Source organism: Pseudoalteromonas sp. B160, from assembly GCF_037162485.1.
GTDB classification, from domain to species: domain Bacteria; phylum Pseudomonadota; class Gammaproteobacteria; order Enterobacterales; family Alteromonadaceae; genus Pseudoalteromonas; species Pseudoalteromonas rhizosphaerae.
Genome location: NZ_JARLUX010000001.1, coordinates 3834944 through 3857210, shown reverse-complemented (window position 1 = coordinate 3857210; position 22267 = coordinate 3834944). Strand labels below are relative to the sequence as shown.

Genomic DNA, 22267 nt, shown 5'->3' with positions numbered 1-22267 from the left:
TGATGCACCAAGTTGGTCAGTGGGTGGTGCCAGCCGCGACTTTTACATCTTGTTTTGCAACAATAGCTTCGTTGATCATTACTTTTAACGCGCTTAGCACGGTTTCTTCGCTCATACTCGGTGCGCCATTATGGTGCACGGCTTGGCTTGGTAAATAAGGGATATGCACAAAGCCCCCTTTGATGTGTGGTTCATGCTCATTGATATGATGTAATAGACCATACATAACGTGATTACACACATATGTACCCGCTGTATTAGAAATGGCGGCTGGGATCTCACTTTGTTGCAGTGCTAATAACATGCGTTTGATAGGTAATTTTGCAAAATAAGCAGCAGGAGCATTTTTGACTACGGGGTGATCAATGGGTTGCTTTCCTGCGTTGTCTTTAATTCGGGCATCATCAATATTAATCGCGATACGCTCTATGCTTATTTCACTGCGGCCACCGGCTTGGCCGATACATAATACTAGAACCGGATGATGCTGCTCTATGGCTTTATAAAGCACCTCTAATGAGGTATTAAACTCACACGGTAGCTCAAGGGCTATTACTCGGTGCTTAGCGATTAAATGTTCGTCGAGTTTGCTTACCGCTTGCCACGACGGATTGAGCGATTCGCCGCCAAATGGTGCAAACCCAGTTATCAATACGCAGGGCATGCTTGATGTCAGTTTAGTCATTAAAAATCACCATATACATTAAAATAATATTGACCGTTAATAAGGCCAGCGCAGTAGGTATTTGCACCTTTATAACATGGTATTTGTCTTTTAGGTCGAGTAATGCCGCTGGAATGATATTAAAGTTTGCTGCCATTGGCGTCATTAACGTTCCACAGTAACCACTGTACATCCCAATTGCTACCAGTGGTGCGGCGCTGGCGCCATGACCTTCGATTAAAAAAGGCATAGCAATACCCGCAGTCATTACCGGAAATGCAGCAAACGCATTTCCCATCACCATGGTAAATAACGCCATGCCAACACAATACAGCACCACCAGCATAAAACGATTCTCTGGCGCTATAAATAAAGTAACCAACTCTTTAATTGAGTCTCCTGTTTGCGCCACAATAAACACGCCACCAAGCATTGCTAGCATTTGTGGCAGTATTGCTGCCCAACCGATAGAATCTAGCAGCCGACGGGATTCAGTGACAGCTTCAATCGGATTTCCCCAGTAATTTTCCAGCCAATAAGTAGCGCAGATACACACGCTATAGTGAGCGATGCGAGAGTTAAATGACGTTGATCAAGTAAGTAATAATCACCAATTGCGATACCATCAAAAGAAACAGTCAGTAATACCGTGATCACGGGTATCATTAATGCGGGAACAAATAATTTATTGCCTAGGCGAGAGGCCGATTGTGTTTGTTGCTGCTCAGTGAGTGGTTGATAACTGCCCATGCTTACTAGGTTTAAACCCGCTAACAGGGCAATTAATACTACGCTCACACCAACCCATAAATAAGTGTTGGCTTTGCCGAACAAGGCAATCGATACATCACCAAATAAAAAACTGCTACCAAATAACAACCAAAATAATGCTGTGGTGAGCCTTTTTTGGATGGTTTTTGTCTTGCAGCGTTCGAACAACTAAAAACATCACAACGAGACCAATTAATAAATAAATGTTCTCAATGGTGATAATTGTAGCGTTTGAGTTAGTTACATCTGTTGTTAGTACTTTACTCATCACACTTCCTGCTGTTTGTAGTGAGCAACAGCCAGAGCTATTTTTGCTTCTAAACGAGATAATCTAAATAAATGAATAATGAGTGCGGCAATGGCGGTCGGAATAGCCCATAAACCAATATGCAGCGGTTCAATACCGGCAATGCCGTTTTCCTTTAAGAAGGCATCCATCAATAGTACAGCACCAAAAGCAATGAAAATGTCTTCTCCAAAGAACATCGCAATATTATCAACGGCAGCTGCATGGGCGCTGATCATGTCTTTTATGGGTTTTGGCAGCTCACCGTGTTTATTGGTCGCGGCACCTAATGCCATGGGGGCTAATAATGGACGAACAGTTTGTGCTTGACCGCCAAGGCTTAATAACCCAAGGGCTGCTGAGCATTCTCGAACGATAAAATACAGGGCTAATATACGTGCGCTGGTGGCACTTTGAATTTGTGCAATCCAGTTTTTCGCATGCTGTTGTAAACCATAGCGCTCTAGCAGTGCGATAACGGGTAAAATAAGAATAAAGCTGGCCAGTTGACGAGAGTTCATAAACTTCTCGCCAAAGGTTTGCAAAAGGGTGAGGATATCTAAATTTACCGCCCAACCAGTTGCAAGGCCAGCAACGGTTACTACAATCAGTGGGTTAAAGCGCAAGGCAAATCCTAGCACAACCACTGGAATGCCAATTAATGGCCAATAATTAAGATCAAACATCATAGTTCCTACACTGTGCTGTGTTTATTATTATTTATTAAGCTGAGCTTTTATTTAGTGATTGGTTATCTGATGCTCAAGTTTTTTAGTGCAATAGTCAATTGTTGTAGGTGAGCGTCAAGTTTTCGCTGCGCAGTATTTGCAGCTGCTAGGTTGACGAATTCAAATATTACAAAGTCACCAGGTTTAAGTTGTGCAAATTGGTGTTGATCCGCACTTATTATAGTACCAAGTAGCGGGTATCCTCCGGTTGTTTGGCCATCATTTAGCAATACGATAGGCTCACCACTGGGTGTTAGTTGGATAGAGCCCGGGCTAACAGCTAAAGAAGGCAATGAATGTGTATGCATTAATTGATTATGCTCAGTACTGAGCCTTACTCCCATACGATTACTTTGCGGACTGACTTGCCATTTCGTCTGGGCAAAAAAATCACTAAATTGTTGTGATAGTAATTGTTGATGTGGGCCTGAATGGACGCGGATCACACTGCGCTTAGCGGGGGCAATCGCTCCACGTTGCGGCCAATTGCCATCAAATGGCGTGATTGGGACTTGATCATTGGCTTGTAAAGGCGCGCCCGTTAGGCCACCAAAACCTGCTGCAATATCGGTGGCTGTTGAATTCATCACTGCATGACAATCAATGCCGCCTTTAATTGCGAGGTAGCTGCGAAAACCTTGCCGAGCGGTGGCAAATGTCAGTGTTTGTCCTTGCTCTACTGGATAACTCCAGCCGGATAAATACTTACTCCATCAAGCTTTGCTTGCATATCAGCGCCATGCAGCGCAATAACAGTGGCACATTGAAACTGTAATTGCGCTAAGCCTAAAGTGATCTCAATAACACTTTGATTGTCATCATTGCCTACTAAACGATTGGCAATGATCATTGCATAAGGGTCAAGCGCACCAGATTGGGCAATTCCTAAATGACGATAGCCATGACGGCCGAGATCTTGAATCGTCATTTGCATTCCAGGCTTTATTACGGTGATCATAATACCGACTCCTTAGTAATAAATTGCAGCGTATCGCCCGGTTGTATTGCGCATGGTGGAGTATTTTCACTGTCAAATAATGCAAAATCACTGTGGCCGATAATATGCCAACCACCGGGCGAATCAGCTGGGTAAATCGCGGTTTGATTAGCGCCAATGGCAACCGAACCTTTGGGCACTCGAGTTCGCGGCTGTGCTCTGCGCGGAGTATGTAATTGACTATTCAGACCGTGCAAATATGCAAAGCCTGGCTGAAAGCCTAAAAACAATACTTGATAATGCCCTTGGCTATGTATATCAATTACTTGTTGTGGCGATAAATTGTGATACTCAGCTACATAGTCTAGATCTGGGCCATAGTCACCACCGTATTGGGTAATAATTTTATGATGCTTACCCTGATAGTCGTGCGGATTTATATTTGCCCACCAAAGTGCTAACTGAGCTTGCCAGTGAGCAAGCGAAGTAGGGTCTATTAAATAAACTGTCAGCGAGTTCATTGCGGGTACTACATCTATAAAGGCGTCGCTGGTGTTGCATTGTTGCACTAGTGCCCAGATTTTTTTTGAATGCTCAGACTGTCATCGTTTAGGGCAGTGGCATCAAGCAATATGCTGTTATTACTGAGGACACTAATAGTTGGAGAGATAGTTTGTTGATCCATAGCCAAATGTATTTATTATTCTTGAATACCTCAAACTAGCATATAACGTATGAAATGTTTATAGCGATGCGACTAGTTAACAACCTTGCAATATTAACATTACCCAGTGTAGCGCAAACACATTAGTTTGGTTATGGAATGTTCTGGACTAATACACGTAAACTAGATATGTGAGTCAGACTATAAAAAACTGTGGCATATCACTCACTATTGCTTAGAGTAGGTGTTTGATAATGCCACAGTTGTGATAACAACTAATGATGTTAGTAGAATGCATTAAGTTATAATAGCTTACTGCTAATTACTTAACAGCCACTCACTGAGCAAGCGCACACCATAACCTGTGCCGCCTGGTGAAATTTCATCTTTTCCTTTAGTTGCTAGTGCATTACCTGCAATATCTATGTGTACCCAACGAGTTTCACCAGCAAAATGTTGCAAAAAGCTGGCGGCCGTTGTTGCTCCGGGGCCACTTGAGCCTAGGTTTTTAAGATCGGCAATGTCTGAACTTAAGGTTTCTTTATATCCCAGCGGTAAGCGCCATAGGTTTTCGTTTACTTGCATTCCAGCTAAAGTGAGTTGCGTAACAAGCGTATCGTCATCAGAAAACACCGCCGCATAATCGTTACCTACGGCTTTGATTTTAGAGCCGGTAAGGGTGGCAACGTCTATCATGATCTCCGGCTTGAAATATTCACGTGCATACCACATTGCATCACTTAATACTAGGCGTCCTTCTGCATCAGTATTAACAATCTCAACGCTTAAACCTTCTGCGGTGCGAACCACATCACCAGGGGCAACAGCGTATTGCGACACCATATTGGCAGCCATACCCATAACGGCAACAATGTTTTTGTCAGCTTTTGCAAGCGCCATTGCTTTGATAGTCCCAAGTACAGCGGCGGCGCCAGCCATATCAGATTTCATACGCGCAATTGATGCGCCTGTTTTGATACTATAACCACCAGAGTCAAAGGTGATCCCTTTACCAACCAGAGCAATAGGGGTCGCGTTTGAGCCTTTGTAATGTGCAACGACTAAGCGAGCGCCTTGTTCGCTGCCACGCCCGACAGCTTCAAGTGCCCCCATACCTAGTTCTATTAATTGCTTAGGCTCTAAAATAGTGATTTCTACACCTAGAGACTCAAGCTCTTTTGCCGCACTAGCAAAGTCAACAGGAGTCATTTCGCTGGCCACTTCTGAGGTTAAATCACGTGCTAAAAACACTCCTGCTTGAATGCTTTCAAGTTCAGAATAGTTACGTTTTGTTTGCTTGGAATTACTAACGTCAAAATGATAACTGACAGTGTGAGTGTTCGGATTTTGTTTATATTTTTCAAAACGATGGTCGCGTAAATTTGCACCGTGTGCAAAGTGAGCACTAAGTACACTGTTATTGTTTACGCCTTCAACGTCATCGAATGCAACCGCAGCAGTTGTTGTTTTACTGCTCATTAATCGCGCATGAATATTACCACCTAGTTTGGTCATTAACGCTCTATCAAGCTTATCTTGCTTACCGGTACCAACAATTAGCACGCGTTTATAGTCACTATTATAAGGTGCAATTAATTCAACAGTACTGGCGTATTTGCCACTAAAACTTTCATTTTCAATAGCGTGCTGTAATTGAGCATTGAACTTTTTATTGATTGAGTTAAATGCGGTATTGCTCCCATCCTCACTGTAAAACAACACTAATGCTTGTGCATTACTATCAAGCTTGGAAGAAAAATTAAACTCTGCAGCATGGCTTTGCGTACTAAGTGCAAGGGCAATTGATAATGCAGAAAAAGCAATAAGGTTTTTCATATTTGTACCTTTATTAAATAAACACGTTTTACCTCATTTATTCGCATAGGTTAAGTCGGATTCGGTAAAGCCGCAATAATGAGCGATAAAATAACCCACATTCCTGAAATAATATGTTCTGCTTCAAGGTCTACTAAAATGAAGCAACAAATAGAAAGAGGTAGAGTATGTTGGCAGCAAAGAATTGGCTTAAATTAACCACTTTAACAATTTTGTTCAGTGCGGCAAGTTATGGTGTTTCCCTTAACAATAAAAAAGATAATGATATTCAAGCAACAATGCATTTAGAAACCATGGTACTTGGTTCTGGTTGCTTTTGGGGGGCAGAAAAACGTTATGAAGCGCTTCCTGGTGTAATTGATGCAAAGTCAGGCTATGCCGATGGTAAGGGTTTTAAAGCAACTTATCGTAATATTACCCAATCATCGCGCAAGTTCGATGAAAATAATTACGCTGAAGTTGTTCAGGTTACTTACAATAGCAATATAATCAGTGCTGCAACGTTATTAAAAAGTTATTTTGAAAGTCATGATCCAACGCAAAAAAATCGCCAAGGAAATGATATTGGCACGCAGTACCGTTCAATTATTTTAACTACTACTGAGCAACAAGCTGCACTGGCTGAAGAATTAAAACAGCAGTATCAAGATAAACTAACCCAAGCTGGTTATGGCTCTATAAAAACCATTATAAAACCATTAACGGTATTTTTTCCGGCTGAGGAATATCACCAAGACTACTTAGTTAAAAATCCTAATGGCTATTGCCCTGATCATTCAACAGGCGTTGTTTTTGAAAAACGCAGTGATGATAAAGTTGATAATACGGCTTTACTCGCAGGAAAGCAGATAGTGATCATTGATTCACGAGATTACTGCCCTTATTGTGAAAAACTCAAAAAAGATGTGTTAAATGATTATCAAGGAACCATTGCCGTCACTTATCGTAAAGCCGATCAACTTGATGGTTTAACGATTAAATCAGCGACGTGGGCCACCCCAACAATCTTATTTTTAGAAGATGGTAAAGAGGTTTATGGTCGCCAAGGTTATGTGTCTAGCGAAGAGTTTTATAAAGCACTTGGCGCATTTAAATTAGGGGATAGTGAAGCATATACAGTGGCATTTAAGGCCCGTACAGATAGTCCGTTTTGTAAACAGTACGATATTTTTAAAAATACCCCGGACGGTATTTTTATAGACAAACTCAGTGGTGTACCACTGTTTGATACTCGGGATCGGTTCAAATCGGGCACCGGGTGGCTGTCATTTACTCACCCCATCAAAGACAGTGTGACCATGCATGAAGACAATAGTTACGGTATGCAACGTATTGAAATTAAATCTAAATCTACGGGTATTCATTTAGGGCATTTGTTCCCAGGAGAAGGCCCAAAAGGTGAAGATCGTTATTGTATCAATGCAACTGTGTTAGATTTTGTCGCTCGCAAAGACACCTAACAGTTTAGAATAATGGCTGAGGAAATTGCAGAGTAAGGCTTCAAAATAAACTATTTTTACGATAAACCCATTGAGCTGGGTTTATCGTATTTAATGAGTTGTATATCAAATTATAAGAGTACAATTAATGTCGGATCATCACTGTTATTGGCTTTATTTTAAGTGTTTAAATGTGTCTAGCAGCCATTTTATAAATAGCTCAAGCTGTGCATTTGCCTCGCCAGGGTAGTGCTGTACTAAATAGTATTTATCCTTGGTTACTAATGGTTCATCAGTAAAGTTGCACAACCAGCCTTCGTCAAACCATGTTTGACTAATAGGCAAAGGAATTAGCGCTATACCCATACCTTGTTGCGCTGCACGGGCAACACCAAACATACTATCTACTTGTATAATTTGCTTGGGTGAAAAGTCATCAAGGCCTGCATGTTCAGCCCATTGATGCCAAGCCCAAGGACGCGCTTTGTGCAAAATTAACGGCACTTGTTGTAATGCTTCAAGTGGCTTTTTGTGCCACTGTTGCCAATTTTCTTTATTACAAGCCGGTGTGTATTGTAATGAAAACAGCTCGTGGACAACGCCTTCAATTGGCTTCGAAGACGACAGCACAATAGATAAATCACTTTGTTTAGTTAACTCTTTACGCGTTTTCATGGTGTTTAGTTGTAAATTGGTTTTAGGGTGCTCAACAGTCCACTCGCTCAGTTTCGGCATTAATAACTCACTGGCAAAAAACTCTGGCAAAGTAATGCTGATGGTTATATTTTCTTGCAGCTGACTAAATTCGTTAATGGTTTTTTCGAGTGCTTTTATAAGTGGTGATACCGAGTCATAAAAGTTTTTCCCCGCAGCTGTGAGTCTAATTGAGCGTGTTTGGCGCTCAAACAACTCAATCCCTAACTGTTCTTCTAGTTGCTTTATTTGATGACTAACAGCAGATGGAGTCAAATAAAGCTGATTGGCGGCTTCTTTAAAGCTTAGCGTTCTTGCCGCAAAACAAAATGAACGCAATCCTCTGATAGGTGTTTGCATAGTCGTTGCTAGTAATTCTCAATAACGTTAGTTAAGCAATTATTATCCCAATTTGCAAAAAACCTCTGCTTAAAGTATGGGAATAGGTAATATTTGCCAGAATGCCTAATAAATAGACTTTATTGGATTGTTTAATCTGCTATAAGTATTTAAATAGCTAATATATTAAGTTATTTCCGTTGCTTATTAAATTATATGTTTAAGCAATTTCAGTGATTTTCACAATCATGGGGCATTATACGCTATTTGTGTGACAAATTGGTGCAGCCAAAAAAATCCCTCTTGCGAGGGATGCAACTCTTGTAATGAACTTTGAAGGGGCAATTTTAGTGTAATTGTGTGACGTAATAATACCTATTTGTGTACAAAAATAAAGTGGAGATATGAAGCACAACCAATCTTGATTAGACATTAATGTAACAAAACACAATAATAGTAGAAAAATGAAAAAGGATTTACTGATAATGTTTTGTACAAATTGTGGAAAGGAAAACCAAGATTCTAATAAGTTTTGCTTTAATTGTGGCCTTAGCTTAAAGGAAGTAATTACATTTAAAGCCTCTTGTACTAGTGAGCCTAAGAGCACTCACAATAATTTTCCATTAGTAACTATTCCGCAAAATAAACACTTCAATAAAGCCGTTATAGTTTTTATATTCTTGTTAGTTATTGCTGTTTTAGCCCCAGATAAAGAAGAAAGTGAATTTTACTCAGCTGAAGATAAATCAAGACTCTGTAGAGCTTATATAGGAACAGTTTTTCATAAACCATTTACTCATGTTTCTGCATACAATCAGCATGGTAATCATACCTATGTTGAATATACTAGAAACTCTGATATGACTAATTGGCAATATGTTTGTAATGTTACTGATAAGGAAATTGTATGGGCAGGATGGCAAAGTGATTTAAATGATTGGGGGCGTTGGAGGTATGAAGAACTAGGTAAATTGTCATATCGAGAAGATGAGAATATTGTAATAATTTCAGGTAAGAAAATAGATGTTACGAGAGTCTATTTGATGGATTGATAAGCATGGATAAAAAAATCCCTCTTGCGAGGGATTTTGGGTAACTCAGCGCCATTGGCACTGGGAATGAGGTCGGTACAGGGTGGACCTGAGCGTTAAATTAAAAAACCATCTCAGGGATTTCACCATCAACAAGTAATTTACCTGCTGTTTTACTAATAATTTCATCAACTGACACGCCCGGTGCGCGTTCTAAAAGATGAAATGCGCCGTCTTTGACTTCTAACACGGCTAAATCTGTTACTATTTTCTTCACACAGTTAACACCAGTTAAAGGTAAAGAGCAACTTTCTAGCAGTTTCGAGTCACCATGTTTACTTGCATGGGTCATAGTAACGATAATATTTTTTGCACCAGCGACAAGGTCCATCGCGCCGCCCATGCCTTTGATCAACTTTTTAGGGATCATCCACGATGCGATACTACCGTTTTGGTCAACTTCAAATGCACCTAGAACAGTTAAGTCTACATGACCTCCACGGATCATTGCAAAACTATCTGCACTATTAAATATGGCTGCGCCTTTAGCTGCTGTCACGGTTTCTTTACCCGCGTTTATCATATCTGCATCAAGCTCTGCTTTAGTAGGGTATTGCCCCATGCCTAGTAAGCCATTTTCAGACTGTAACATCACCTCAATGTTATCAGGTACGTAGTTTGCCACTAACGTAGGAATACCGATACCGAGGTTAACGTAATAACCGTCTTGTAGTTCTTGTGCAACGCGCATTGCGACTTGTTCACGTGATAATGCCATAATTATTGCTCCTTAATCGCGAGTGGTTACACGTTCAATGCGTTTTTCAAAGTTACCTTTGATCACGCGATTAACAAAAATACCAGGGGTGTGAATTTGGCTTGGTTCTAATTCACCCGGTTCAACAATTTCTTCTACTTCGGCAACGGTAATTTTACCTGCTGTTGCGGCCATTGGATTAAAGTTCATGGCGGTATGACGAAACACTAAATTACCATAACGGTCCGCTTTCCATGCTTTCACAATGGCAAACTCACCAGTGATTGATTCTTCTAAGATATAAGGGCGTCCGTTAAATTCTTTTACATCTTTACCTTCTGCCACAGGCGTACCGTAACCTGTCGCTGTATAAAAAGCAGGAATGCCAGCACCACCGGCACGCATTTTTTCAGCCAGTGTACCTTGCGGAGTAAGCTCGACATCAATTTCGCCGCTCAACAATTGCTGTTCGAATAGGGCATTTTCACCCACGTAGGAGGCAATAATTTTTTTAATTTGCTTGTCGTGCAATAAAATACCTAAACCAAAATCATCTACACCGCAGTTATTCGATACCACAGTAAGTTCTTTGGTTTGTTTACGTTTGATTTCGCTGATCAATCCCTCAGGGATACCGCATAAACCAAAACCACCAGCGATAATGGTATCGCCATCTTTTAAGCCTTCCATTGCAGCTTCATAACTTGAAACCACTTTATCGAAACCGGCCATGGGCCCACTCCTTATTTGTAATTATATGACTACTAATTTAAGGCTAAATATAGACTATTGATCAGTAGTTTGATTTTTAAGTGCCAAGGATACCTTGCTCACAGGTTGTTTATTTAATGCCGTGCAAATTGCCCAACCAGCTTTAGCCAGTCTTTCTAAATCAATTCCATGCTCTATGCCAAGTCCTTGTAGTAAGTAAACTACATCTTCAGTGGCAACATTTCCTGACGCACCCTTTGCATAAGGGCAGCCACCAAGGCCTGCAACCGCACTGTCAACCGTTGCTATACCTCGCTTTAAGGCAGTGTAAATATTTGTGAGCGCTTGACCATAAGTGTCGTGAAAATGAACAGCTAACAATGACTTATCAATTTCAGCTAGTAGCACGTCCAACAGCTCATCGACCTTTTTTGCGGTACCTACGCCAATAGTGTCACCTAGGCTTACTTCGTAACAACCAAGGTCTAATAACTTTTGACATACTTGTAGTACGAGCTGCGGATCGATATCGCCTTCGTATGGGCAGCCAAGCACACAACTAACATAACCACGAACACGAATATTATGTGATTTAGCAAAGGCCATTACATCAGTAAAGCGGGCTATGCTTTGGTCAATTGAGCAGTTAATATTCTTCTGACAAAAGGCTTCACTGGCAGCGGTAAAAATAGCAAATTCTTTAATACCTACAGCATGGGCTGCTTCTGCACCTTTTAAGTTAGGCGTAAGTGCCGTTAAATTAGTCGTAGGTAAATCAAGCGCACTGATCACATTGCTGGAATCGGCCATTTGTGGCACCCATTTCGGTGATACAAATGCGCCTGCTTCAATGTCTTTAACACCTGCATCAGCAAGAGCGTTAATTAAGGTTACCTTATCTTGGGTAGTTACTGCACGCTCGTTTTGTAAGCCATCACGGGCACCAACTTCAACAATGCGAACATGACTTGGTAGTGTACTATTCATCTGCTGCGCTCTCATCGCTGACAATTGCTAATAGGGCACCATGACTCACCAGAGCACCTTCTGCAAAACAATAGCTTTGCAATACACCATCATGGGGGGCGGTAAGCGTATATTCCATTTTCATTGCTTCTATGATCACCACAGCATCACCTTTTGTGATGGTGCTGCCAACGTCAATAAGGTGTTTTACAACGGTACCATTAAGTGGTGCTGCAAGCGGTAGGGCATCGCTTTCGTGATCACTGATATAGTGTTTATCAAAAATATCAAAGGTAGTTTGCAATGCCTTGTACATTACTGTGATGCTATTGTCTGCAGTAACCACATGGGCGATATGTTTATTGCCATTGATAAATACACTACACAGGTTATTGTCGATACTGCCAGAGGTTGTATAGTCAACCTCATCGATGCGGACTGTGTACCCCGCTTGATGAGCTGTTGCAGTGATCGCATTATCAACGAATGGCACCTTGATTGTTGCTTCTGCATTGAGTTTAAAACCAGCTAGACTGTCCCATGCGTTCTGAGTTCCTTGACGATTAAGCCCAGTTAAATAGCTAAATGCAGCTATAATGCGGCTGCTAACAGCGTGTTGTTGATTAACTTTAAGCAACGCATCGCCTTGCTCTTCAATAAAGTGAGTATCAGGAGCGCCTTGCTTAAAGGTTGCATGGTTAGCAAGGGTGTGTAAGAAGCTCACATTACAACTAAAGCCCGCTAAATGAAATTGTTCAAGGGCTGTGCTTAATCGTGCTAAAGCTTGCTCGCGCGAGTCATCATGAACGATCAATTTAGCGATCATAGGATCGTAAAATGGACTGATCTCATCCCCTTGCATGATCCCAGTATCAATGCGTACATACTCAGATTGAACTGGTATATACAAGCCATTGATGGTACCAGAGCAAGGAATAAAGTCATTGCTTGGATCTTCGGCGTAAATACGCGCTTCAAAGCTGTGGCCCTGTAATTGGATATCACTTTGTTGCATGGGTAATGGGTTACCTGCGGCGACGTTAATTTGCCAATTAACTAAATCGACACCAGTCACCATTTCAGTAACAGGGTGCTCAACTTGCAGCCAGGTGTTCATTTCCATAAAGAAGAATTCATCGCCACACAGTAAAAACTCAACCGTGCCTGCACCTCGGTAATTGATCGCAAGTGCACAGCGTACTGCGGCTTCGCCCATTTCTTTGCGTAGTTCGTCAGATAAACCAGGCGCGGGGGCTTCTTCAATCACCTTTTGATGGCGGCGTTGTAATGAACAATCACGATCACCTAAGTACACACAGTTACCGTGATTATCAGCAAACACTTGCACTTCAACATGGCGTGGTTTATTAACATAGCGCTCAAGTAGTACTAAGTCGTTACCAAAACCGGCGATTGCCTCACGCTGTGCACCTTGTAGAGCACTGATAAAGTCTTTTGCATGTTCAACCACGCGCATGCCTTTACCACCGCCACCAAAGGCTGCTTTGATAAGCACTGGGTAACCAATTTTTTCAGCTTCAGCTTGTAAAAACGCAGGATCTTGTTTGTCACCATAATAACCAGGTACTAATGGTACATTCGCGGCTGCCATTATTTCTTTGGCGCGGGTTTTTGAGCCCATTGCTTCGATACTGCTCGCTGGTGGGCCTATAAACGCAATATTATTGGCTTCACAGGCCTTTGCAAATTCACTGTTCTCAGATAAAAAGCCGTAACCAGGGTGAATGCAATCAGCACCTGCATCCAGTGCTACTTGGATAATTTTATCAGCTACCAAATAGGAGTCTTTACTCGGCGCTGCGCCAATATGGTAGGCTTCATCGGCGAGTTTTACATGTTGTGAATTTTTATCTGCATCAGAGTAAACCGCCACAGTGGTTAAGCCCATTTGCTTTGCGGTACGCATAACCCGACAGGCAATTTCGCCGCGATTAGCAATAAGAATTTTTTGTAATGATTGTGTGCTCATGGTGATCCCTATTTTTGCCAATTTGGTGGGCGTTTTTCAAAAAAGGCAGATAACCCTTCTTGACCTTCTTCAGATACGCGAATTTTGGCGATACGCTCTGCGGTTAAATTTATGATTTGTTCATTAATATCATGGCCAGCTACATCGTTGATCAATTGTTTTGCTGCGCGAACCGCGACAGGGCCGTTGTTGATCAGTGTTTCGAGTAGTTGATCAAGCGCGCATTCAAGTTTACCGGTTACTTGATGAATTAAGCCTAATTGCTTGGCTGTGTGGGCATCAAAAATCTCAGCGGTTAAAAAATAACGACGTGCAGCGCGCTCGCCAATGGCTCTGATCACATACGGGCTGATTACAGCTGGAATGAGGCCAAGTTTTACTTCGCTTAAACAAAACTGTGCATTGTCTTGGCATATGGCTATGTCACAACAGGCAATTAAGCCCAGTGCGCCGCCAAATGCCGCGCCTTGCACAGCACATACCGTTGGCAGTGGGCTGCTGGCTAATACATGCATTAATTTGGCAAGTTGTTTTGAATCCGCAAGATTCTCACTGAAGTCATTGTTTGCCATGGACTTCATCCAATTAAGATCAGCCCTTGCAGAGAAATGCTCTCCCTCAGTTTTTAAAACAAGGGCGCGTACATTTAAGCTATTAGCATGCTCTATACATTGAATAAGTTCTTGGATCACTTGCTCGTTAAAGGCATTGCGCTTTTCAGGGCGACTTAAAACGAGTACAGCCACATTTGATTTAGTTATTTGTAGTGTTACTGACATACTCACGTCCTTACATTCTAAATACGCCGAATTGCGAATCACGTTTTGGTGCATTGGCTGCAGCACTGAGAGCTAAACCTAGCACACTTCGGGTATCTGCTGGATCGATGATACCGTCATCCCACAAACGGGCGCTGGCATAGTATGGATGACCTTGTTGCTCGTATTGCTCGATAATCGGCTGTTTAAACTCGCTGATTTGCTCATCAGTCATGCTTTGGCCTTTACGGGCTAAACCATCTTGTTTAACTTGCGCCATAACGCCTGCTGCTTGTTCGCCGCCCATCACAGAAATACGCGCATTAGGCCACATCCACATCATAGTCGGTTCAAACGCACGACCACACATGCCATAGTTACCTGCGCCATAAGAGCCGCCAATTAATACGGTAAATTTTGGAACATCAGCACACGAAACAGCCATCACCATTTTAGCGCCGTGTTTAGCAATGCCTTCGGCTTCGTATTTTTTACCTACCATAAAGCCGGTAATATTTTGTAAAAACACCAGTGGAATATTTCGTTGTGCGCACAGCTGTATAAAGTGCGCGCCTTTTTGAGCTGACTCACTAAACAAAATGCCATTGTTAGCAACAATCCCAACCGGATGACCATAGATTTTCGCAAACCCAGTCACTAAGGTATCGCCAAAGTAACGTTTAAACTCATCAAACGAAGAGTCATCCACGGTACGTGCAATCACTTCGCGAACATCAAATGGCTTTTTAAGATCGGTGCCAACAATGCCGTATAATTCGTTAATATCATAACGCGGTGCTTTTACTTGCTCTAATATTGGCGAAGTAGGGCGTTGATAATTAATTCGTTCAATACATTGGCGAGCAATTGATAACGCATGAGCGTCATTTTCAGCGTAATGATCGGCAACCCCTGATGTTTTACAGTGGACATCAGCGCCGCCAAGTTCTTCTGCGGTTACCTCTTCACCTGTAGCCGCTTTTACCAGCGGTGGGCCGGCTAAAAATATTGTGCCTTGCTCTTTTACAATGATGCTTTCGTCGGCCATTGCAGGCACGTACGCGCCACCTGCGGTACATAAACCCATAACGACTGCAATTTGTGGAATGCCTTTGCCCGACATACGCGCTTGATTATAAAAAATACGACCAAAGTGCAGTTTGTCAGGAAATACATCATCTTGCTCAGGTAGGTTGGCACCACCTGAATCAACCAAATATATACACGGTAGGTGACACCGCTCGGCAATATCTTGTGCGCGTAAATGTTTTTTAACGGTTAGTGGAAAATAGGTGCCGCCCTTAACTGTCGCATCATTGGCGATGATCATACATTCAACGCCTTTAACACGGCCAATACCAGCAACTACACCGGCACAAGGAATCGCTTGCTCATAAACACCAAAGGCTGCAAATTGTGAAATCTCTAAAAATGGTGAACCTTCGTCAAGTAAGGTACTAATGCGTTCACGCACGAACATTTTACCACGGCTTTCATGGCGTTCTATTAACGCTGGGCCACCACCTTGGCTGATCTCGCTTACTTTATCGCGTAAATCATCAACCAGTGCCGCCATATTTTTATGATTTTGCAAAAACAGCGGGTCGTGAGGGTTGACGCTTGATTTTAAAATAGTCATAGCGCTTATCCTTAACGGCTTTCAGTGAATAATTCGCGACCAATTAGCATGCGACGAATTTCTGAGGTGCCGGCACCAATTTCATAAAGCTTAGCGTCACGCAATAGGCGGCCAGTGGCGTATTCGTTGATATAACCGTTACCACCAAGAATTTGAATAGCATCAAGTGCCATTTTAGTTGCCAGCTCTGCCGCATATAAAATTGCGCCTGCGGCATCTTTACGGGTCGTTTCACCGCGATCACATGAACGCGCAACAGTGTATACATAAGAGCGGGCTGCATTCATTTGTGTATACATGTCGGCTACTTTGCCTTGTATCAGCTGAAATTGACCAATCGGTGTATCAAACTGCTTACGTTCATGAATATACGGTACTACAATATCCATACAGGCTTGCATGATCCCCAGCGGGCCTGCCGCTAGCACAACACGTTCATAATCAAGGCCACTCATTAGTACCTTAACGCCTTCGTTTAAATTGCCAAGAATATTCTCTTCTGGTACTTCACAGTTTTCGAACACTAATTCACAGGTATTTGAGCCGCGCATCCCGAGTTTGTCGAGTTTTTGGGCGGTAGAAAAACCAGGGAAATTACTCTCAACAATAAATGCGGTGATGCCTTTAGCGCCAGCGGTTAAATCAGTTTTAGCATAGATCACTAAAGTATGCGCATCTGGTCCATTGGTGATCCACATTTTATTACCGTTTAAAATGTACTTATCGCCTTTTTTCTCGGCTTTAAGTTTCATTGATACTACGTCAGAGCCAGCGTTAGGCTCACTCATGGCAAGGGCACCAATGTGCTCACCACTAATTAATTTAGGTAAGTATTTTTCTTTTTGTGCTTGCGTGCCATTGCGATTAATTTGATTAACACACAGGTTAGAATGAGCACCGTAACTTAGGCCGATAGAGGCACTCGCTCGGCTAATTTCTTCCATTGCGATTACGTGTTCAAGGTAACCAAGACCGGCACCACCGAGCTCTTCGGGTACGGTCATACCTAGTAAGCCCATTTCGCCAAGTTGTGGCCAAAGCTGATTAGGAAACGCATTATCAAGATCGGTTTTTTCAGCTAAAGGGGCAATTTCTTGGCTAGCAAAACTGTTTACATGATCGCGGATCATATCTGCGGTTTCGCCAAGGCCAAAGTTCATTTCTTTATATAGTGAAATAGTGCTCATGATTCATTCCTGTGTGAGAGACTGTTAATGAATAGTCATTTAATCGTTATTGTTTAAAACTAGTTATTCATCTAATTGATTTAAGGTGTCGCGACAACGACGCTCTGCGGTTACTAATTCCATCAAGACAACTTTAATGTCATCCATTTGTTGGCTTAGATCAGCTTTTTTATCTGAAATTAAGTCAAGCATAGTCACTAACTGTTTAGCGCTGGATTTATCGGCATCATAAAGTTCAAACAAACGGCCTGTTTCAGCTAAGGTAAAACCTAACCGCTTGCCACGTAAAATAAGTTTTAAACGCACTTTATCGCGTTTTGAATAAATACGGGTTTGGCCATTACGCTCAGGTGAAATTAAGCCCTGATCTTCGTAAAAGCGAATTGAGCGGGTGGTTATATCAAACTCTTTAGCCAGTTCACTGATACTAAAGGTTTGTTCATTGCTTGCCGGTTCGGCGGCTGAACTTGCAAAGTTTGTTTGATTATCTTGATTCATAGTGTTTTTACCTCATTCGAATAACTCCAATATAAGTGAAGTTTACGTAAAGGTAAAGTGGATTGTAGAACTTATACTTTAGACTAATAACCTAAAGCCATAAATAGCAGGTGTAACCTGTATTAATGCAGCTTGCAGGGGCGCTGTTTGTATTAGGCTACAGCAAAATAAAGATATGTTTACACTTTCGTTGGGCGCAAAAATCTTGATTTTAGATTTACGTTGGCGTAAACGTAAATATTATGTATGCTCATAAGCAGATTATAAATTACAGTGTTTGGCTAATCTCTGCATATGAATATAGCCAATTATAAAATGGAGCCTTTTTTATGACTACCGAAGCCGTTGTTATTGTAGCAGCAAAACGCACCCCAATGGGTGGTTTTATGGGAGCCCTTAGTGATGCAGCCGCCACTGAGTTAGGTGCAACAGCCATTGCCAGTGCGCTTGCTGACACCGGATTAAGCGATACAGCTATTGATGAAGTGATCATGGGCTGTGTATTACCGGCAGGTTTAGGTCAAGCGCCAGCACGTCAAGCAATGTTAAAAGCAGGTCTTGCGCGCAGTACTGGCGCTACGACCATCAACAAAGTATGTGGTTCAGGTTTAAAGGCCGCCATGCTTGCACATGATTTAATTAAAGCCGGTTCAATTAACAGCGCGGTTGCAGGTGGCATGGAAAGCATGACCAACTCGCCATATTTTATTCCTAAAGCGCGTGGCGGTATGCGTATGGGCCATGGCGAAATTAAAGATCACATGATGAGTGATGGCCTAGAAGACGCATACGATAATAAAGCGATGGGCTGTTTTGCTCAAGATACGGCTGATGAATACGGTATTGGCCGCGAGCAAATGGATGAATTTGCACTTAATTCACTGACCAAAGCCAATGCAGCGATTGCAAATGGCGATTTTGTAAATGAAATTGCGCCGCACACTATTAGCTCTCGCAAGGGCGATGTAACCATCAGCATTGACGAGCAACCAGGTAATGCACGCCCAGAAAAAATTCCTGGTTTGCGTGCTGCGTTTAAAAAAGACGGCACCATCACTGCGGCTAATTCATCGTCAATTTCAGACGGTGGCGCAGCCCTTATTTTAATGAGTGAATCGCACGCCAAAGCACAAGGGCTTACGCCACTGTGTCGTATTGTTGCGCACAGTACCCATTCTCAAAAACCAAGTGAGTTTACTCTTGCTCCTGTTGGCGCAATGAATAGTTTGCTTGCAAAAGCAGGCTGGACAACTGACGACGTTGACTTATGGGAAATTAACGAAGCATTCGCCATGGTAACAATGTTGGCGATTAATGAATTAAAACTTGATGCCAGCAAAGTGAATGTTAATGGTGGTGCTTGTGCACTTGGCCACCCAATTGGTGCTAGCGGCGCACGTATTTTAGTGACACTTATCCATGCTCTTAAAAATCGTGGCCTGAAAAAAGGCGTAGCATCTTTATGTATTGGCGGTGGCGAGGCGGTCGCACTGGCGGTTGAAGCACTATAAATTAGTTAAATTTAAATTCTTACAGCCGTAGGCTCTTTTAACAATAACTACTGCGGCTTAATTTATTACCCTCTGGGGAGGAGTGCGTTATGCACCAAGTACCATTACTGATCAACGGCGAATTTGTTCAATCAACATCAGATCAACTGATTGACGTTATTAATCCAGCAAACCAAGAAGTGTTAGCACAAGTTCCGTGTGCTACCGACGCTGAAATGGATGCGGCTATCGCATCTGCCAAAGACACCTTTAAAAGCTGGAAAGACGTGCCAATTACTGAACGTGCGCGCATTATGATGAAGTATGCAGCACTTTTAAAAGAGCACCACGATGAACTAGCCACCATTATTTGCCATGAATTAGGCAAAACCTTTGAAGATGCCAAAGGCGATGTTTGGCGTGGTATTGAAGTGGTTGAGCAAGCAGCTAATGCGCCATCTTTAATGATGGGCGAAACCATGGAAAACGTGGCCCGTAAAATCGATACTTACTCATACATGCAACCACTGGGTGTGTGCGCGGGTATTACGCCGTTTAACTTTCCAGCGATGATCCCACTATGGATGTTCCCACTGGCGATTGTCTGTGGTAACACCTTTATTTTAAAACCCTCTGAGCAAGATCCGCTGACGCCAATGCGACTCGCTGAACTGTTCATTGAAGCCGGCGCACCTGCAGGTGTACTACAAGTTGTTCATGGCACTAAAGTACAAGTTGACCGCTTATTAGAAGATCCCGCAGTACGCGCAATTTCGTTTGTTGGCTCGTGTGGCGTAGGTGAATACATTTACTCTAAAGGCACTGCTAATTTAAAACGTGTACAAGCCTGTGTCGGTGCTAAAAACCACATGGTGATCATGCCTGATGCAAGTCGCTCACATGTAGTTAATAACCTTGTTGGTGCCTCTGTTGGTGCTGCGGGTCAGCGTTGTATGGGTATTTCAGTGGCGGTGTTTGTTGGCCAAGCGAAAGACTGGGTTGAAGACATCAAAGCCGGTTTTGCCAATGTGCGCCCGGGTGTGTGGGATGACAAAGATGCAGCCTATGGTCCGCAAACATCGACCGCAGCCAAAGCGCGTATTTTGTCACTGATTGCACAAGGTAAAGAGCAAGGTGCAACGTGTTTAATTGATGGCTCTGATTTTACTGTTGCAGGCTATGAAAAAGGTAACTGGGTAGGACCTACCTTATTTACTGACGTCACCACTGAGATGGATTTATACAAAGAAGAAATTTTTGGCCCAGTACTGGCGTGTATGTTTGTTGATTCGCTTGATGAAGCAATCGCGCTTATAAATGATTCTCCATTTGGTAATGGCACGTCGTTATTCACTTCAAGTGGTGCGGTTGCGCGTAAGTTCCAACATGAGATTGAAGTCGGTCAAGTGGGTATTAACGTACCAATTCCTGTGCCACTGCCATTCTTTTCGTTCACCGGTTGGAAAGGTTCATTCTATGGCGATACGCATACGTACGGTAAGCAAGGTATTCGTTTTTATACTGAGACCAAAACAATTACTTCACGTTGGTTTGAAGACGAGATTGCCTCTGGTCCAAACATGAGCATTAATCTTAAATAACTAATTTAACTTACTCCACATAATAAAAAAGAGGGGCACGAAGGCTATTTCACACACAATATTGCCTTCGTTGCTCTTCACGAATATCTAATTTGACAACGCAATTATAAACAAGAGGTCTCCAATGGACTTTAATTTAACTGAAGATCAGCAAGCATTTGCTCAAACAGCTCGTCAATTCGCAGAATCAGCACTGGCTCCTTATGCAGCAAAATGGGACCGCGAACATATTTTTCCAAAAGATACCATTAAAGCTGCAGGTGAACTGGGTTTCTGTGGTTTGTATACGCCAGAGGAAGCAGGCGGTTTAGGCCTGTCGCGCTTAGATTCAAGTATTATTTTTGAACAGTTGGCGATGGGTTGTACAGCTACAACCGCCATGTTGACCATTCACAATATGGCGACCTGGATGATTGCAAGTTTTGGTACTGAGCAAACAAAAGCTCAATATTGTGATCAACTTGTTATGGGTGAGCTACTAGCTTCTTATTGTTTAACAGAGCCTGGTTCAGGCTCCGATGCAGCCTCATTGAAAACAAAAGCGGTTCGTGATGGCGATGATTACGTGATCAATGGCTCAAAAATGTTTATCTCAGGCGCAGGCGAGACCGAAGTGTTAGTAGTTATGGCGCGTACTGGCGGTGAAGGTGCGGCGGGTATTTCTGCGTTTGTGGTACCGGCTGATGCCAAAGGCGTTGAATACGGTAAAGCAGAAGAAAAAATGGGCTGGAATGCGCAGCCAACACGACTAATTAGTTTTGAAGATGTACGCATACCTGCTCATAATTTATTAGGTCAAGAAGGTGAAGGCTTTAAGTTTGCAATGCAAGGCCTTGATGGCGGGCGTATTAATATTGCAACTTGTTCAATTGGCACTGCCCAAGCGGCACTTGAAACAGCCCGTGAATACTTAAAAGAACGCACACAATTTGGTAAACCGTTGGCTGCTTTTCAAGCGCTGCAATTTAAAATTGCCGATATGAATACCGAGCTTGTTGCGGCGCGTCAAATGGTGCGTTTAGCGGCTTTTAAACTTGATAATAATGACAGCGAAAAAACCACTTATTGCGCCATGGCAAAGCGTTTTGCCACTGATGTAGGTTTTACTGTGTGTAATGACGCACTACAAATTCATGGTGGTTATGGTTATATCAAAGAATATCCACTGGAGCGCCACGTTCGTGATGTGCGCGTTCATCAAATTCTTGAAGGTACTAACGAGATCATGCGGGTGATTATTGCACGTCGTATTTTAGCTGAATCAGCAGCCGATATTTTATAA

The 22267-nt window shown here is 42.5% G+C and carries 17 protein-coding genes and 3 pseudogenes; 5 read left to right on the top strand and 15 right to left on the bottom strand.

Annotated features, from left to right (window positions below; genetic code table 11):
• Positions 1 to 16: 16 nt before the first annotated feature.
• From pcp to P4S61_RS17990, 6 genes and pseudogenes are all read right to left on the bottom strand, one after another.
• Entirely contained in the window at positions 17 to 685 is a 669-nt protein-coding gene (gene pcp, locus P4S61_RS18015) for a pyroglutamyl-peptidase I (RefSeq protein WP_145233257.1), read from the bottom strand.
• Positions 678 to 1703 (bottom strand): annotated as a pseudogene (locus tag P4S61_RS18010) (DUF979 domain-containing protein). The gene pcp and the pseudogene P4S61_RS18010 overlap by 8 nt, the downstream one beginning before the upstream one ends.
• Positions 1703 to 2407 (bottom strand): DUF969 domain-containing protein, encoded by a 705-nt coding sequence (locus tag P4S61_RS18005; RefSeq protein WP_145233413.1) that lies wholly within the window; start codon positions 2405 to 2407, stop codon positions 1703 to 1705. Before P4S61_RS18005 ends, P4S61_RS18010 begins: the two are co-directional and overlap by 1 nt.
• Before the next feature lie 65 nt (positions 2408 to 2472).
• Positions 2473 to 3407: pseudogene (locus tag P4S61_RS18000) on the bottom strand (biotin-dependent carboxyltransferase family protein).
• Positions 3404 to 4071 (bottom strand): annotated as a pseudogene (gene pxpB / locus P4S61_RS17995) (5-oxoprolinase subunit PxpB). The pseudogenes P4S61_RS18000 and pxpB overlap by 4 nt, the downstream one beginning before the upstream one ends.
• Before the next feature lie 297 nt (positions 4072 to 4368).
• The gene (locus P4S61_RS17990; protein ID WP_182759306.1) at positions 4369 to 5886 is read right to left on the bottom strand and encodes a leucyl aminopeptidase; all 1518 of its coding nucleotides are present in this window, start codon (positions 5884 to 5886) and stop codon (positions 4369 to 4371) included.
• Positions 5887 to 6053: 167 nt separating this feature from the next.
• Between P4S61_RS17990 and msrA the strand changes: the two genes are divergently transcribed.
• A complete protein-coding gene (msrA, locus tag P4S61_RS17985; RefSeq protein ID WP_442961579.1) occupies positions 6054 to 7346 on the top strand; it encodes a peptide-methionine (S)-S-oxide reductase MsrA in 1293 nt (430 codons plus the stop codon).
• Between the two features lie 153 nt (positions 7347 to 7499).
• Here msrA and P4S61_RS17980 read toward each other — a convergent pair whose 3' ends face one another.
• Positions 7500 to 8378 (bottom strand): LysR family transcriptional regulator, encoded by an 879-nt coding sequence (locus tag P4S61_RS17980; protein WP_145233266.1) that lies wholly within the window; start codon positions 8376 to 8378, stop codon positions 7500 to 7502.
• A 443-nt stretch (positions 8379 to 8821) separates the two neighbouring features.
• On the opposite strand from P4S61_RS17980, the gene P4S61_RS17975 reads away from it, so the two are divergent.
• The gene (locus P4S61_RS17975; RefSeq protein WP_145233268.1) at positions 8822 to 9409 is read left to right on the top strand and encodes a zinc-ribbon domain-containing protein; all 588 of its coding nucleotides are present in this window, start codon (positions 8822 to 8824) and stop codon (positions 9407 to 9409) included.
• 100 nt (positions 9410 to 9509) lie between these two features.
• Here P4S61_RS17975 and P4S61_RS17970 read toward each other — a convergent pair whose 3' ends face one another.
• The 8 genes from P4S61_RS17970 to P4S61_RS17935 all read right to left on the bottom strand — a co-directional run bounded on the left by P4S61_RS17970 (position 9510) and on the right by P4S61_RS17935 (position 17894).
• A complete protein-coding gene (locus P4S61_RS17970; protein ID WP_145233269.1) occupies positions 9510 to 10166 on the bottom strand; it encodes a 3-oxoacid CoA-transferase subunit B in 657 nt (218 codons plus the stop codon).
• 12 nt (positions 10167 to 10178) lie between these two features.
• Positions 10179 to 10877, bottom strand: coding sequence for a CoA transferase subunit A (locus P4S61_RS17965; RefSeq protein ID WP_145233270.1), 699 nt, complete (start codon positions 10875 to 10877; stop codon positions 10179 to 10181).
• A gap of 54 nt (positions 10878 to 10931) precedes the next feature.
• On the bottom strand, positions 10932 to 11843 hold the full coding sequence (locus P4S61_RS17960; protein ID WP_337118798.1) for a hydroxymethylglutaryl-CoA lyase: 912 nt from the start codon (positions 11841 to 11843) through the stop codon (positions 10932 to 10934).
• Positions 11836 to 13812 carry an acetyl/propionyl/methylcrotonyl-CoA carboxylase subunit alpha gene (locus tag P4S61_RS17955; protein ID WP_337118797.1) on the bottom strand — a complete coding sequence of 659 codons (1977 nt, stop codon included), beginning with the start codon at positions 13810 to 13812 and terminating at the stop codon, positions 11836 to 11838. The genes P4S61_RS17960 and P4S61_RS17955 overlap by 8 nt, the downstream gene beginning before the upstream one ends.
• 8 nt (positions 13813 to 13820) lie before the next feature.
• Positions 13821 to 14591 (bottom strand): enoyl-CoA hydratase/isomerase family protein, encoded by a 771-nt coding sequence (locus P4S61_RS17950; protein ID WP_337118796.1) that lies wholly within the window; start codon positions 14589 to 14591, stop codon positions 13821 to 13823.
• 10 nt (positions 14592 to 14601) lie between these two features.
• On the bottom strand, positions 14602 to 16209 hold the full coding sequence (locus tag P4S61_RS17945; protein ID WP_337118795.1) for a carboxyl transferase domain-containing protein: 1608 nt from the start codon (positions 16207 to 16209) through the stop codon (positions 14602 to 14604).
• A gap of 11 nt (positions 16210 to 16220) precedes the next feature.
• The gene (locus P4S61_RS17940; RefSeq protein ID WP_145233275.1) at positions 16221 to 17396 is read right to left on the bottom strand and encodes an isovaleryl-CoA dehydrogenase; all 1176 of its coding nucleotides are present in this window, start codon (positions 17394 to 17396) and stop codon (positions 16221 to 16223) included.
• Positions 17397 to 17459: 63 nt separating this feature from the next.
• Positions 17460 to 17894: a MerR family transcriptional regulator gene (locus tag P4S61_RS17935; RefSeq protein WP_145233276.1), complete on the bottom strand. Its 435-nt coding sequence runs from the start codon at positions 17892 to 17894 to the stop codon at positions 17460 to 17462.
• A gap of 329 nt (positions 17895 to 18223) precedes the next feature.
• On the opposite strand from P4S61_RS17935, the gene P4S61_RS17930 reads away from it, so the two are divergent.
• The 3 genes from P4S61_RS17930 to P4S61_RS17920 all read left to right on the top strand — a co-directional run bounded on the left by P4S61_RS17930 (position 18224) and on the right by P4S61_RS17920 (position 22267).
• Positions 18224 to 19405, top strand: a complete 1182-nt coding sequence (locus P4S61_RS17930) for a thiolase family protein (protein WP_145233277.1) — start codon at positions 18224 to 18226, stop codon at positions 19403 to 19405.
• 89 nt (positions 19406 to 19494) lie between these two features.
• Positions 19495 to 20985, top strand: coding sequence for a CoA-acylating methylmalonate-semialdehyde dehydrogenase (locus P4S61_RS17925; RefSeq protein ID WP_145233279.1), 1491 nt, complete (start codon positions 19495 to 19497; stop codon positions 20983 to 20985).
• Between the two features lie 124 nt (positions 20986 to 21109).
• Complete coding sequence (locus P4S61_RS17920; protein ID WP_145233281.1) at positions 21110 to 22267, top strand: acyl-CoA dehydrogenase family protein; 1158 nt, start codon at positions 21110 to 21112, stop codon at positions 22265 to 22267.

Excerpts from the sequence above, each read along its gene's own strand:
- pcp (WP_145233257.1), bottom strand. The coding sequence starts at position 685 with ATGACTAAACTGACATCAAGCATGCCCTGCGTATTGATAACTGGGTTT.
- P4S61_RS18005 (WP_145233413.1), bottom strand. The coding sequence starts at position 2,407 with ATGTTTGATCTTAATTATTGGCCATTAATTGGCATTCCAGTGGTTGTG.
- P4S61_RS17990 (WP_182759306.1), bottom strand. The coding sequence starts at position 5,886 with ATGAAAAACCTTATTGCTTTTTCTGCATTATCAATTGCCCTTGCACTT.
- msrA (WP_442961579.1), top strand. The coding sequence starts at position 6,054 with ATGTTGGCAGCAAAGAATTGGCTTAAATTAACCACTTTAACAATTTTG.
- P4S61_RS17980 (WP_145233266.1), bottom strand. The coding sequence starts at position 8,378 with ATGCAAACACCTATCAGAGGATTGCGTTCATTTTGTTTTGCGGCAAGA.
- P4S61_RS17975 (WP_145233268.1), top strand. The coding sequence starts at position 8,822 with ATGAAAAAGGATTTACTGATAATGTTTTGTACAAATTGTGGAAAGGAA.
- P4S61_RS17970 (WP_145233269.1), bottom strand. The coding sequence starts at position 10,166 with ATGGCATTATCACGTGAACAAGTCGCAATGCGCGTTGCACAAGAACTA.
- P4S61_RS17965 (WP_145233270.1), bottom strand. The coding sequence starts at position 10,877 with ATGGCCGGTTTCGATAAAGTGGTTTCAAGTTATGAAGCTGCAATGGAA.
- P4S61_RS17960 (WP_337118798.1), bottom strand. The coding sequence starts at position 11,843 with ATGAATAGTACACTACCAAGTCATGTTCGCATTGTTGAAGTTGGTGCC.
- P4S61_RS17955 (WP_337118797.1), bottom strand. The coding sequence starts at position 13,812 with ATGAGCACACAATCATTACAAAAAATTCTTATTGCTAATCGCGGCGAA.
- P4S61_RS17950 (WP_337118796.1), bottom strand. The coding sequence starts at position 14,591 with ATGTCAGTAACACTACAAATAACTAAATCAAATGTGGCTGTACTCGTT.
- P4S61_RS17945 (WP_337118795.1), bottom strand. The coding sequence starts at position 16,209 with ATGACTATTTTAAAATCAAGCGTCAACCCTCACGACCCGCTGTTTTTG.
- P4S61_RS17940 (WP_145233275.1), bottom strand. The coding sequence starts at position 17,396 with ATGAGCACTATTTCACTATATAAAGAAATGAACTTTGGCCTTGGCGAA.
- P4S61_RS17935 (WP_145233276.1), bottom strand. The coding sequence starts at position 17,894 with ATGAATCAAGATAATCAAACAAACTTTGCAAGTTCAGCCGCCGAACCG.
- P4S61_RS17930 (WP_145233277.1), top strand. The coding sequence starts at position 18,224 with ATGACTACCGAAGCCGTTGTTATTGTAGCAGCAAAACGCACCCCAATG.
- P4S61_RS17925 (WP_145233279.1), top strand. The coding sequence starts at position 19,495 with ATGCACCAAGTACCATTACTGATCAACGGCGAATTTGTTCAATCAACA.
- P4S61_RS17920 (WP_145233281.1), top strand. The coding sequence starts at position 21,110 with ATGGACTTTAATTTAACTGAAGATCAGCAAGCATTTGCTCAAACAGCT.